This is a genomic window from Escherichia sp. KTE159, assembly GCF_000408805.1.
Lineage (GTDB): Bacteria > Pseudomonadota > Gammaproteobacteria > Enterobacterales > Enterobacteriaceae > Escherichia > Escherichia marmotae.
The window spans coordinates 387,818-400,727 of sequence record NZ_KE137295.1; the positions used below are offsets into that span (position 1 = coordinate 387,818).

The 12,910-nt window shown below is 54.0% G+C and carries 18 protein-coding genes; all 18 read left to right on the top strand.

What is annotated here, in order from left to right:
* The first annotated feature begins 22 nt into the window (after positions 1–22).
* The 18 genes from A31E_RS01280 (at position 23) to A31E_RS01195 (ending at position 12,901) form a co-directional block, all read left to right on the top strand.
* On the top strand, positions 23–373 hold the full coding sequence (locus tag A31E_RS01280; RefSeq protein ID WP_016249563.1) for an HNH endonuclease: 351 nt from the start codon (positions 23–25) through the stop codon (positions 371–373).
* Between the two features lie 125 nt (positions 374–498).
* Positions 499–993, top strand: coding sequence for a phage terminase small subunit P27 family (locus tag A31E_RS01275; protein WP_016249564.1), 495 nt, complete (start codon positions 499–501; stop codon positions 991–993).
* A complete protein-coding gene (locus A31E_RS01270; protein ID WP_016249565.1) occupies positions 990–2,723 on the top strand; it encodes a terminase large subunit in 1,734 nt (577 codons plus the stop codon). The genes A31E_RS01275 and A31E_RS01270 overlap by 4 nt, the downstream gene beginning before the upstream one ends.
* Before the next feature lie 11 nt (positions 2,724–2,734).
* The gene (gene ymfR / locus A31E_RS01265; RefSeq protein WP_016249566.1) at positions 2,735–2,917 is read left to right on the top strand and encodes a protein YmfR; all 183 of its coding nucleotides are present in this window, start codon (positions 2,735–2,737) and stop codon (positions 2,915–2,917) included.
* Complete coding sequence (locus A31E_RS01260) at positions 2,917–4,158, top strand: phage portal protein (protein ID WP_016249567.1); 1,242 nt, start codon at positions 2,917–2,919, stop codon at positions 4,156–4,158. Before ymfR ends, A31E_RS01260 begins: the two co-directional genes overlap by 1 nt.
* Positions 4,136–4,786, top strand: a complete 651-nt coding sequence (locus A31E_RS01255) for an HK97 family phage prohead protease (protein ID WP_016249568.1) — start codon at positions 4,136–4,138, stop codon at positions 4,784–4,786. Before A31E_RS01260 ends, A31E_RS01255 begins: the two co-directional genes overlap by 23 nt.
* Positions 4,787–4,800: 14 nt before the next feature.
* The gene (locus A31E_RS01250) at positions 4,801–6,006 is read left to right on the top strand and encodes a phage major capsid protein (protein ID WP_000257507.1); all 1,206 of its coding nucleotides are present in this window, start codon (positions 4,801–4,803) and stop codon (positions 6,004–6,006) included.
* 49 nt (positions 6,007–6,055) lie between these two features.
* A complete protein-coding gene (locus A31E_RS01245; RefSeq protein ID WP_000601360.1) occupies positions 6,056–6,256 on the top strand; it encodes a hypothetical protein in 201 nt (66 codons plus the stop codon).
* A gap of 2 nt (positions 6,257–6,258) precedes the next feature.
* Entirely contained in the window at positions 6,259–6,582 is a 324-nt protein-coding gene (locus tag A31E_RS01240; protein ID WP_016249569.1) for a head-tail connector protein, read from the top strand.
* A complete protein-coding gene (locus A31E_RS01235) occupies positions 6,579–6,989 on the top strand; it encodes a phage head closure protein (RefSeq protein WP_016249570.1) in 411 nt (136 codons plus the stop codon). The genes A31E_RS01240 and A31E_RS01235 overlap by 4 nt, the downstream gene beginning before the upstream one ends.
* On the top strand, positions 6,964–7,470 hold the full coding sequence (locus A31E_RS01230) for a hypothetical protein (protein WP_000213502.1): 507 nt from the start codon (positions 6,964–6,966) through the stop codon (positions 7,468–7,470). Before A31E_RS01235 ends, A31E_RS01230 begins: the two co-directional genes overlap by 26 nt.
* Positions 7,467–8,027, top strand: coding sequence for a phage tail terminator protein (locus A31E_RS01225; protein WP_016249571.1), 561 nt, complete (start codon positions 7,467–7,469; stop codon positions 8,025–8,027). The genes A31E_RS01230 and A31E_RS01225 overlap by 4 nt, the downstream gene beginning before the upstream one ends.
* A gap of 8 nt (positions 8,028–8,035) precedes the next feature.
* Positions 8,036–8,206 (top strand): DUF2635 domain-containing protein, encoded by a 171-nt coding sequence (locus A31E_RS01220; protein WP_000497751.1) that lies wholly within the window; start codon positions 8,036–8,038, stop codon positions 8,204–8,206.
* Positions 8,190–9,686, top strand: a complete 1,497-nt coding sequence (locus A31E_RS01215; protein WP_016249572.1) for a phage tail sheath subtilisin-like domain-containing protein — start codon at positions 8,190–8,192, stop codon at positions 9,684–9,686. Before A31E_RS01220 ends, A31E_RS01215 begins: the two co-directional genes overlap by 17 nt.
* The gene (locus A31E_RS01210) at positions 9,686–10,042 is read left to right on the top strand and encodes a phage tail tube protein (protein WP_016249573.1); all 357 of its coding nucleotides are present in this window, start codon (positions 9,686–9,688) and stop codon (positions 10,040–10,042) included. The genes A31E_RS01215 and A31E_RS01210 overlap by 1 nt, the downstream gene beginning before the upstream one ends.
* The gene (locus tag A31E_RS01205) at positions 10,039–10,362 is read left to right on the top strand and encodes a phage tail assembly protein (RefSeq protein ID WP_000571713.1); all 324 of its coding nucleotides are present in this window, start codon (positions 10,039–10,041) and stop codon (positions 10,360–10,362) included. Before A31E_RS01210 ends, A31E_RS01205 begins: the two co-directional genes overlap by 4 nt.
* An 84-nt stretch (positions 10,363–10,446) precedes the next feature.
* Positions 10,447–12,348: a phage tail tape measure protein gene (locus A31E_RS01200; protein ID WP_016249574.1), complete on the top strand. Its 1,902-nt coding sequence runs from the start codon at positions 10,447–10,449 to the stop codon at positions 12,346–12,348.
* Positions 12,349–12,412: 64 nt separating this feature from the next.
* Positions 12,413–12,901, top strand: a complete 489-nt coding sequence (locus A31E_RS01195; protein WP_016249575.1) for a hypothetical protein — start codon at positions 12,413–12,415, stop codon at positions 12,899–12,901.
* The last annotated feature ends 9 nt before the right edge of the window (positions 12,902–12,910 follow it).

A 12,910-nucleotide genomic window follows, 5' to 3' on the forward strand; every position in this document is an offset into this window, starting at 1 on the left:
CTACATCACCGAAGGACGGATAATGCCACCACGCACACCAAAAGCCTGCCGTGTTCGCGGGTGCCGCCATACCACCACTGACCCGTCAGGTTATTGCGAAAGCCACAAAAGCGAAGGCTGGAAGCAATACAAGCCAGGACAATCCCGTCATCAGCGCGGCTACGGTTCGAAGTGGGACGTTATCCGCACGCGTGTGCTGAAACGTGACAAAGGTTTATGCCAGTTGTGCCTGCGTGCTGGTGTGGTGCGCGAGGCGAAAACCGTTGACCACATCATCCCTAAAGCGCATGGCGGCACTGATGCCGACTGTAATCTGCAGAGTCTGTGCTGGCCGTGTCATAAGGCGAAGACGGCCCGTGAACGGTTGAAGTGATAATAATTCTCAACTGCCTGAGGGGAGGGGCGGGTCAAATCCCTGCGGCCTGACGTCTTCCGGACTGCCCGCCCCATCGTTTTTTTATACCCGCGAAAAATGAAATTTAACCAGGAGTGCCGCATATGGCTGGAACGGCGGGGCGTTCCGGGCGTCGCCCCAAGCCAACGGCGCGCAAGGCGCTGGCCGGAAACCCCGGCAAGCGAGCCCTGAACAAAGATGAACCTGTTTTTACGCCCATCAAAGGTGTTGAGCCACCGGAGTGGTTCGCTGAAGAAGATCTCCCTCTCGCCACGATCATGTGGCAACTGACAACCAAAGAACTCTGCGGTCAGGACCTGCTGTGCGTGACTGACCTCGCGGTGCTTGAGCGGTGGTGCGTGGCCTACGAGTTCTGGCGACGTGCCGTGAAAAATATTGCCATACAGGGCAACACCATCACCGGTGCAATGGGCGGCAGGGTCAAAAATCCGGAGCTGACCGCCAAAAAAGAACAGGAGTCCGAGATGAGCAGCACGGGGGCAATGCTCGGACTCGACCCCAGCAGCCGCCAGCGTCTGATTGGCCTGGCGGGGCAGAAGAAAGCCACTAACCCGTTTCTGAAAATCATCGAGTCATGAGCCGGAAATCTTACCCCAACGTAAATGCTGCCAATCAGTATGCCCGTGATGTCGTGCGCGGAAAGATTGTGGCCTGCCAGTTTGTGATTCAGGCCTGCCAGCGCCATCTTGATGACCTGATGGCGGAAAAAAGTAAGTCGTTTCGTTACCGCTTCGACAAGGACCTGGCTGAACGGGCCGCGAAATTTATTCAGCTGTTGCCACACACCAAGGGGGAGTGGGCATTCAAGAGGATGCCCATCACGCTGGAACCGTGGCAGCTCTTTGTGATCTGCTGTGCGTTTGGCTGGGTCAATAAAGGCTCCCGGCTGCGCCGCTTCAGGGAGGTGTATACCGAAATCCCCCGTAAGAACGGCAAATCGGCAATCTCTGCCGGTGTTGCCCTGTATTGTTTTGCCTGTGATAACGAGTTTGGCGCAGAAGTGTATTCCGGTGCCACGACAGAGAAACAGGCGTGGGAAGTCTTTCGCCCGGCTCGACTGATGTGTAAACGCACACCCATGCTGACGGAAGCGTTCGGGATTGAGGTTAACGCCTCAAACATGAATCGTCCGGAGGATGGCGCGCGGTTTGAACCGCTGATCGGTAACCCCGGTGATGGTTCATCACCCCACTGTGCGGTGGTGGATGAATATCACGAGCACGCCACAGATGCGCTTTACACCACGATGCTTACCGGGATGGGGGCGCGACGTCAGCCACTGATGTGGGCCATTACTACTGCCGGGTACAACATTGAGGGGCCGTGCTACGACAAGCGGCGGGAAGTTATCGAGATGCTCAACGGGTCGGTACCCAACGATGAACTGTTCGGGATCATCTATACCGTTGATGAAGGTGACGACTGGACCGACCCGCAGGTGCTGGAAAAAGCTAACCCGAATATTGGCGTGTCGGTTTATCGCGAATTTTTGTTAAGTCAGCAGCAGCGTGCGAAAAATAACGCCCGTCTGGCAAACGTCTTTAAAACAAAGCACCTCAATATCTGGGTGTCGGCGCGTTCGGCGTATTTCAACCTGGTGAGCTGGCAGAGCTGCGAGGATAAATCACTGTCCCTTGAGCAGTTCGAGGGGCAACCGTGCATCCTGGCCTTTGACCTGGCGCGTAAGCTGGATATGAACAGTATGGCGCGACTTTATACCCGCGAGATTGACGGTAAAACGCATTACTACAGTGTGGCCCCGCGTTTCTGGGTACCGTATGACACGGTGTACAGCGTCGAGAAAAATGAAGATCGCCGGACAGCCGAACGCTTTCAGAAATGGGTGGAAATGGGCGTCCTGACCGTTACCGATGGTGCAGAGGTGGATTATCGCTACATCCTCGAAGAGGCCAAAGCGGCGAACAAAATCAGCCCGGTCAGCGAGTCACCCATCGACCCCTTCGGGGCGACCGGGCTGTCACATGACCTTGCTGATGAAGACCTGAATCCCGTCACTATCTTCCAGAACTTCACCAATATGTCCGATCCGATGAAAGAGCTGGAAGCAGCGATTGAATCGGGACGTTTTCATCATGACGGCAATCCCATCATGACCTGGTGTATCGGCAACGTGGTCGGCAAAAACATGCCGGGTAACGATGATGTGGTGAAACCCGTCAAAGAGCAGGCGGAAAACAAAATTGACGGTGCAGTTGCGCTGATTATGGCGGTTGGCAGAGCCATGCTGTACGAGAAAGAAGACACGCTGTCTGATCACATTGAGTCCTACGGGATCCGCTCGCTTTAACTGAGGTAATTATGATCATGCTGATTCTCGCGCCTCTGGTGGGCGTGCTGGGTGCGCTTTTGCTGGCGTATGGTGCCTGGCTGATTTATCCCCCGGCGGGTTTTGTTGTTGCCGGGGCGCTGTGCCTGTTCTGGTCGTGGCTGGTGGCGCGATATCTCGACCGTACACAGTCGTCTGTCAGCGGAGGTAAATAGTGTTCTTTTCGGGATTGTTTCAACGAAAAAGTGACGCGCCGGTGACCACGCCAGCAGAGCTGGCGGATGCTATCGGGCTGTCATATGACACCTATACCGGAAAGCAGATCAGCAGCCAGCGGGCCATGCGACTGACGGCGGTTTTTTCCTGCGTCAGGGTTCTGGCAGAGTCGGTCGGGATGTTGCCCTGCAACCTGTATTACCTGAACGGCAGCCTGAAGCAGAGGGCCACCGGCGAACGTCTGCATAAGCTGATCTCCACGCATCCCAATGGCTATATGACGCCGCAGGAGTTCTGGGAGCTGGTGGTCACCTGTCTGTGCCTGCGGGGAAACTTTTACGCCTACAAAGTGAAAGCGTTTGGCGAAGTGGCTGAACTGCTGCCCGTCGATCCCGGTTGTGTGGTACCGAAGCTTAACAGTAGCTGGGAACCGGTTTACCAGGTCACATTCCCGGACGGCTCCACGGATGTACTGAGCCAGGAAGATATCTGGCATGTGCGCACGCTGACGCTGGACGGTCTGGTGGGACTGAATCCCGTCGCCTATGCCCGCGAGGCAATATCGCTGGCAGCTGCGACCGAAGAGCACGGGGCCAGACTGTTCAGCAATGGCGCGGTGACGTCGGGTGTGTTGCGTACAGAACAGACGCTGTCGGATCAGGCTTATGAGCGCCTGAAGAAAGATTTTGAGGAGCGTCACACCGGGCTTGGTAATGCTCACCGCCCGATGATCCTTGAGATGGGGCTGGACTGGAAGTCGATGGCGCTGAACGCCGAGGACAGCCAGTTCCTGGAAACCCGCAAGTTTCAGCTTGAAGAAATCTGTCGTCTGTTCCGGGTGCCGTTGCACATGGTGCAGAACACCGATCGCGCCACCTTCAACAATATCGAAGAGCTGGGGCTGGGATTTATCAACTATTCACTGGTGCCGTATCTGACCCGCATCGAACAGCGGATCAACACCGGACTGGTACGAAAAAGTAAGCAGGGCGTTTATTACGCCAAATTTAACGCCGGGGCGTTACTGCGCGGGGATATGAAGTCCCGTTTTGAAGCCTACGCCACCGGGATCAACTGGGGAATTTACTCTCCCAATGACTGCCGCGACCTGGAAGATATGAATCCGCGTCCCGGTGGTGATGTCTATCTCACACCGATGAACATGACCACGAAACCCTCCGATGGCAGTAAAGCCGGTAAGCAGAAGGATAACGCCAATGCAGACGAAACAACGTCTTGATGTACCGCTGAGTCTGAAGTCTGTCAGTGACTCCGGTGAGTTTGAAGGGTATGGCTCCGTCTTTGGTGTAAAGGACAGCCACGATGATGTGGTGATGTCCGGGGCATTTACCGCCTCCCTGCGGGCGTGGAGTGACAGAAAAGCGTTACCTGCGCTGCTCTGGCAGCACCGCATGGATGAGCCCATCGGTGTTTACACCGAAATGAAGGAAGACGATGTCGGGCTTTACGTCAGGGGGCGGTTGCTCATTGATGATGATCCCCTGGCAAAACGCGCACATGCACACATGAAGGCCGGTTCGTTAACCGGCCTTTCTATTGGGTACGTCCTGAAGGACTGGGAATACGACCGGACGAAAGAAGCCTTTCTGCTGAAAGAAATCGACCTCTGGGAAGTCAGTCTGGTGACGTTCCCGTCTAACGACGAGGCGCGGATCAGCGACGTCAAGAACGCGCTGGCCCGCGGGGAAATCCCCGAACAGAAAAAAATCGAAAGAGTCCTGCGTGATGTCGGACTCTCCCGTACCCAGGCCAAAGCATTCATGGCCGGGGGCTATGGCGCACTGTCCCTGCGCGACGCTGAGGATGTGGGCTCTGCACTGAATGCACTGAAAAATCTGAACTTCTAATCAGGAGAAATACGATGGCGGTTGATATTAAAGATGTGGAACAGGTCGCGCAGGAGCTGCAGCAGAAGTTTGACGACTTCAAAGCAAAGAACGACAAGCGCGTGGATGCGATTGAGCAGGAAAAAGGCAAACTTGCCGGGCAGGTGGAAACCCTGAACGGGAAACTCAGCGAGCTGGAAAATCTCAAAAGCGACCTTGAAAAAGAGTTGCTTGAGCTGAAACGTCCGGCAGGTGGTGCGCAAAATAAACTGGCCACCGAGCATAAAGAAGCGTTTGTGGGCTTCCTGCGTAAAGGCCGTGAAGATGGTCTGCGCGATCTGGAGCGTAAGGCATTGCAGGTGGGCACCGATGAAGACGGTGGCTACGCCGTGCCGGAAGAACTGGATCGCAACATTCTCAACCTGCTGAAAGATGAAGTGGTGATGCGTCAGGAAGCCACGGTGATCACCGTTGGCGGTTCCGACTACAAAAAACTGGTGAATCTGGGCGGCACGGCTTCCGGATGGGTGGGGGAAACGGATACGCGATCCCAGACTGCCACCTCCAGACTGGAGCTGATTGAACCTCTCATGGGGGAAATCTACGGCAACCCGCAGGCTACCCAGAAAATGCTGGACGATGCCTTCTTCAACGTGGAGGCCTGGATCAACAGCGAGCTGGCAACCGAATTTGCTGAACAGGAAGAAATTGCCTTTACCTCTGGCGATGGCACCAAGAAGCCGAAAGGGTTCCTGGCGTATGAATCCACTGATGAAACCGATAAGGTCCGGGCGTTCGGCAAACTTCAGCATATTGTATCCGGCGAAGCGACTGCGGTGACCGCAGACGCCATTATCAAACTGATTTACACGCTGCGTAAGGCACACCGCACTGGCGCGAAGTTCATGATGAACAACAACAGCCTGTTTGCCATCCGTCTGCTGAAAGACACCGAGGGTAACTATCTGTGGCGTCCGGGGCTGGAACTGGGGCAACCGTCCTCTCTGGCGGGTTACGGTATCGCTGAAAACGAGCAGATGCCGGATATCGCTGCAGATGCGAAAGCCATTGCATTTGGTAACTTCAAACGGGGTTACACCATCGTAGACCGTATCGGCACCCGCATTCTGCGTGATCCGTACACCAATAAACCATTTGTCGGTTTTTATACCACCAAGCGCACCGGCGGCATGCTGGTCGATTCGCAGGCCATCAAACTGCTGAAGATTGCAGCGGCGTAATCATTCATGGGCGCGGAACCGCGCCCCCTGTTCTGACGGGTGAAGAATCATGATCCTGAAACAAGATCTGAAATGGTCACCGGACGGTATGCGTGTTGAGGTCATTCGGGCCGGTGAGTATGACGACGGGGCGCTTCCTGCCCGTGTGCAGGAGATTGCACTTCAGGCCGGGTTAGCAGAGCGCGGAATCAGTGCAAAAAGCAGTAAAGCGGCAAAAGAGAAAAAAGCCACGACCAGTAAAGAGGGCTGAGCATGCTTCTGACAATGGAAGAGATTAAAGCCCAACTCCGGCTGGATGAGGATTTCGATACTGATGACCGCCATCTGCAACTGCTGGCCTGTGCGGCACAAAAGCGGACGGAAACGTATCTGAACCGGAAGCTCTATGCACCGGATGAAACCATTCCGGACAGCGATCCGGACGGGCTGCACCTGCCGGATGATATTCGTCTGGGGATGCTGATGCTTATCAGCCATTTTTACGAAAATCGCTCGTCGGTTACAGACGTTGAGAAAATGGAGTTGCCAATGAGCTTTAACTGGCTTGTCGGCCCGTACAGGTACTTTCCGCAATGAAAATTCGTCAGGCGCAGACCAGCGTAACCTACATTCTGCCGGACCCCGGTGAACTGAATAAACGCGTCCTGATCCGCCAGCGGGTGGATATGCCCGCGGATAACTTTGGCGTGGAGCCTCAATACCCGGTTGCGTTCCGGACATGGGCGAAGGTTGTCCAGACCAGTGCCACCACCTGGCAGGAAACCGCGCAGACCGGGGACGCCATCACCCATTACATCACCATTCGTTACCGCCGGGGGATCACCGCTGATTATGAGGTGGTCTGCGGTGACAGTGTGTACCGGGTGAAACGTCAGCGCGATCTGAACGGGGCGCGGCGCTTTCTGCTGCTGGAGTGTACGGAGCTGGGCGAATGTAGGCAGAGTCACGGAGGCAACAATGACGACTTCCTTTTTGCACGTTGATTTTCAGCAGCCCGCGGAGATGCGCTTTAACCGCGCCCGTGTCCGGCGGGCGTTTGTCACGATTGGTCAGCGTCATATGCGTGATGCCCGTCGGCTGGTGATGCGCCGTGCGCGGTCGGCACCGGGTGAAAACCCCGGTTATCAGACCGGACGCCTGGCTCGTTCGATTGGTTACATGGTACCCAGAGCCAGTAAACATCGCCCTGGTTTTATGGCACGTATAGCCCCTAACCAGCGTAATGGAGAGGGAAACCGCCGTATCACCGGTGATTTTTATCCGGCTTTTTTGTTCTATGGCGTGAGGCGAGGGGCAAAGCGTCGTCGCAGCCATCATCGTGGTGCATCCGGTGGCAGCGGCTGGCGACTGGCTCCACGTAATAACTTCATGGTGGAAACGCTTGAAAAGAACCGCAGCTGGACACGCTATTTTCTGGCGCGGGAATTGCGTAAATCACTGAAGCCGGAGCGACGACACAGATGAAACTGACGCCTGTTATTGCTGCGCTGCGTGCCCGCTGCCCGTATTTTGAAAACCGGGTGGCAGGCGCGGCACAGTTCAAAAATCTGCCGGAGGTCGGAAAGCTGAGACTCCCGGCGGCGTATGTGGTACCGGGTGATGACTCTCCGGGAGAAAACAAAAGCCAGACCGACTACTGGCAGGAGCTGAAAGAGGGCTTCTCCGTGGTTGTCATACTGAGTAACGGGCGTGATGAGCGCGGTCAGTTTGCTTCGTATGATGTGGTGGACGATGTCCGGCAGATGCTCTTTAAGACTCTGCTGGGCTGGAACCCGGAAGCGTGCGGTAACCCGATTACCTATGACGGCGGCACGCTGCTGGATCTGAATCGTCATGAGCTGATTTATCAGTTCGATTTTTCGGTCATCAGCGAGCTGACCGAAGACGATACCCGCCAGCAGGATGACCTGAACAGTCTGGATGAACTGCAAACGCTGGCGATTGATGTTGATTATCTCGATCCCGGTAACGGGCCTGACGGCGATATCGAACATCACACCGAAATAACCCTTCCTTCCTGAGGATCATCATGTTTGTGAAACCTGTTAAAGGGCGGTCAGTGCCTGACCCTGCCCGCGGCGACCTTTTGCCCGCCGAAGGGCGAAATGTTGATGAGAACAACTACTGGCTGCGCCGTGAAGCAGCGGGTGATATCCGGCGCGTGAATAAAAAGGTGAACACCGATGACGATAAGCTTTAACACCATTCCGTCGAATACGCTGGTTCCGCTGTTTTATGCGGAAATGGATAACCAGGCTGCGAATACTGCACAGGACAGCGGAGCATCGCTGCTGATTGGTCATGCCAATAACGGTGCAGAGATTGTTGCCAACAGTCTGGTGCTGATGCCGTCGGCAGACTATGCACGCCAGATTTGTGGTGCGGGAAGTCAGCTGGCGCGTATGGTCGAGGCTTATCGCCAGACCGACCCGTTTGGCGAGCTGTATGTGATTGCCGTTCCTGAATCCACAGGCGCGGCGGCAACGGTTACGCTGACGGTGACCGGGGCGGCAACCGAAACCGGCACGGTGAATGTCTATGTGGGACGTACCCGCGTGCAGGCTCCGGTGACCAACGGCGATAACGTCACGACGATTGCCAGCAGTATCAAAGATGCCATCAATGCCGTTCCGGCCCTGCCGTTTACGGCCTCATCTTCGGCTGGCGTGGTCACACTGACCGCGCGTCATAAGGGGCTTTGCGGGAATGAAATTCCTGTCAGCCTCAATTACTACGGCTTTGGTGGGGGCGAAGTGCTGCCAGCGGGCGTACAGATTGCCGTGGCGACGGGTACCGCCGGAACGGGCGCTCCTGTTCTCACCGGCGCGGTGGCTGCAATGGCGGATGAGCCGTTTGATTATATCGGCCTGCCGTTCAACGACACGGCCTCCGTTAACACGCTGGTGACCGAGATGAACGATACCAGCGGTCGCTGGAGCTATGCGCGTCAGCTGTATGGTCATGTGTATACGGCAAAGATCGGCACGCTGTCAGAACTGGTGACCGCAGGTGACCAGTTTAACCAGCAGCACATTACCCTGGCGGGATACGAAAAAGAGACCCAGACGCCTGCCGACGAGCTGGCGGCAAGCCGTACCGCCCGCGCAGCGGTGTTTATTCGCAACGATCCGGCACGTCCCACGCAGACCGGTGAGCTGGTGGGTATGCTGCCTGCGCCGAAGGGGAAACGGTTCACGATGACCGAACAACAGACCCTGCTGTCTCATGGCGTGGCAACGGCGTATGTCGAAAGCGGGGTGCTGCGCATTCAGCGTGATGTCACCACGTACAGGAAAAACGCTTACGGTGTTGCGGATAACAGCTACCTCGACAGCGAGACGCTGCATACCAGCGCGTATGTGCTGCGCAAACTGAAATCCGTCATTACCAGTAAGTACGGGCGTCACAAGCTTGCCAGCGACGGTACCCGCTTTGGTCCCGGTCAGGCGATTGTCACACCGGCGGTGATCAAAGGGGAACTGCTGGCAACCTACCGTCAGCTTGAGCGTGCGGGGATCGTGGAAAACTACGAACTGTTTAAGCAGTACCTGGTTGTGGAGCGTGATGCCAGCGATCCGAACCGCCTGAACACGCTGTTCCCGCCTGACTATGTTAACCAGTTGCGTGTCTTTGCCGTGGTTAACCAGTTCCGTCTTCAGTATTCAGAGGAGTCTGCATAATGGCCCGTATCGGGGGAACCTGTTATTTCAAAATTGACGGTCAGCAGCTATCGCTGACCGGCGGCATTGAGGTGCCCATGAACAGGACGGTTAATGATGACATCATCGGCCTGGACGGTTCAGTGGACCGCAAGGAAACTCACCGTGCACCTTATGTCAAAGGGACCTTCAAGGTGCCGAAGAATTTTCCGGTGAGCAAAATCACCTCGTCTGATGAGATGACCATCACTGCCGAGCTGGCGAACGGTCAGGTCTATGTATTGTCGTCTGCCTGGCTGTACGGTGAAGCGAACCATAATGCCGAAGAAGGCACGGTTGATCTTGAGTTCCACGGTGAAGAAGGGGATTACCAGTGATTGAGCTTGTACTTAAAAAACCGATCATCGCCCACAAAGAAACACTGCATGTGCTGGAAATACGTGAGCCTACGTATGACGAGATTGAGGCGCTGGGGTTCCCTTTCTCTGTTTCGCCTGATGGTGGTATGAAAATGGACAGTCAGGTAGCGCTGAAATATATCCCGCTTCTGGCCGGGATTCCGCGCTCGTCTGCAGCGCAGATGACGAAGCTGGATATTTTCAAGGCAGGCATGATTGTAATGCGTTTTTTTACCGGCTTGGAGACGGAAGAGACCTCCGGAAGCGATTCTACAATGTCGCGTGGTTCTGGAAATTAAACCCCCTTGAACTTCGCCGGACGGCTATTTCCCACTTTGCTGATCTGGAGGCAGAGGCCGTCCGTATAAATGAGGAGATGAAGCATGGCTGATAATTTTCAGCTGAAAGCCATCATCACCGCCGTTGACAGGCTATCCGGCCCGCTTAAAGGTATGCAGCGTCAGCTTAAGGGGTTTCAGAAAGAAGTCTCCAGCCTTGCTCTGGGCGCTGCCGGGGCGGGTACTGCAATAATGGGGGCACTGGCACTCCCTGTAAAATCAGCCATCACCCTTGAATCGAAGATGGCTGATGTCCGCAAAGTGGTGGACGGTCTGGATACGCCGGATGCGTTTAAGGCCATGACGGAGCAGGTACGCGCTTTGTCTACTGAGCTTCCCATGTCTGCAGACGGGATCGCGGAAATTGTGGCGGCTGGCGGTCAGGCCGGGATTGCACGTGATGAACTGATGCAGTTTGCCACTGATGCGGTGAAGATGGGCGTGGCCTTTGATACCACGGCTGAAGAGTCCGGGCAGATGATGGCCCAGTGGCGTACTGCGTTTAATATGACGCAGGATGAAGTGGCCGGGCTGGCTGACAAAATCAACTACCTTGGTAATACCGGCCCGGCGAATGCGAAGAAAATCTCCGATATTGTTACGCGTATTGGTCCTTTAGGTGGTGTTGCAGGTGTGGCTTCCGGCGAAATCGCGGCAATGGGGGCAACCATTGCCGGGATGGGCGTGGAGTCAGAAATTGCCGCCACAGGGATCAAGAACTTCATGCTTTCCCTGACCGCGGGAAATTCCGCGACAAAATCGCAGAAACAGGCATTACGTTTTCTGCGGATCAATCCGAAGAAATTAGCTGCTGATATGCAGAAAGATGCCCGGGGAACCATGCTGTCTGTACTGGATGCGATGGCTAAAGTGCCTAAAGAAAAACAGGCAGCTGTGCTGAATGCCCTGTTCGGGAAAGAGTCTCTGGGCGCGATAGCACCTCTGCTGACTAACCTTGATTTGTTGCGTACCAACTTCAGGCGGGTTGCGGATTCCCAGCAGTATGGCAGTTCGATGCAGAAGGAATATGCTTCGAGGGCAGCGACGACGGAAAACCAGCTTTTACTTCTGCAAAATCAACTTGATGCAATTTCTTCCACTCTGGGGGAAACGTTTCTTCCTGAGGTTAATGATGGTCTTGAAGCGGTAAAACCGCTCCTTGAGGAAGTGAGAACGTTTGTCCGTGAAAACCCGGAGCTCGTTAAGACCATTGCTAAAATCGGTCTGGCTTTACTGACAGTGGGGGCCGCTGCAGGCTCTTTGTCCAGAATCATGAAAGTTCTCGGCGGTGTGATGAATATGACGCCTGCTAAGGGGCTGATTGCTCTTCTGGTTGGTGGCGCTTACCTCATTATTGATAATTGGGAAACCGTAGGTCCTGTCATAAAAAAAGTCTGGCACGTGGTGGATGAAACGGCGCAGGTGATGGGGGGATGGGAAACTGTTCTGAAAGCGATTGCCCTGTTTATGGCAACCAAATGGGTTGCTGACGTTACCAAATCTATTACCGCAGTGACCAGAGAGATGCGTACGCTGGGGAAGGTATCGGCAGAAACGGGATTGATGGGGAAAGGCCGCGGCTTTATCGGGAAGGCCGGGGTATATGATTTTCTGGGAACCCTGATGTATGAGCCGGTTAAAGATACTCTGGAAAGTGTTGTTCCTGAAGATACGGTTAACTGGCTGGATAATAAAGGGCTGTTTCTGGCTTCAGACTGGACGCCTTTTTTTGATCGTAAAGAGTACGAGCAGTATCAGGCCAACCTGAGTCAGTACAAACCCAATGTTCCGCTGTTGAATCCATCTTCTTCCATGACACAGCACAGCGAGCTGAAAGTCACGTTCGAGAATGCTCCGCCAAGTATGAAGATAATTGATGTACCGGGCAAAGCCGATCCCCTGATGAAAATCACGCACGATGTGGGGTATTCTCCATTCAGACGATAATATAACTACTTTAATCAAGTAGGATTATTGAGTGGTAAAGCTTGTGCTGAAAGTAGGAGAGAATATGAAGAAAATGTTTATATTGTTGTTGGCTGTAGGACTGCCATTAAACTCCTTTGCGAAGCCAGTAACGGAAAAGCAGCTTGCTACATACTTTATAGATAACGTTAAAACTTCAGCGGATAAGAATATAGATCTAGATGTAGAGGGAATAAATAGACTGTCTGTAATATGCCCAGCAAAGTCGGCAAGTGGAACTCTTTTAATAAAAAAAGCATCCTACGAGTTTAATAAAAGCATTGGTGCTTTTGATTTTGAAAATAACTCACAATCTGCACCATTGACTTTTATTGTACCAATTAGTGAGGATGAAAATAACTTTGACTCGGAAATTATTGGTTTCTCTTTTGCATTTAAAATGCCAAGAGGGCAATTCTTTGTTGATGTTACGAAAACAGGGAAGGTAAAGGCTGGCGTAAATATTAGTGGTGAAAGCGAAATTACTTATTCATCATGTAGAATAGATACTCATAATATTGATTATGCTCGTTAATTTTATTAC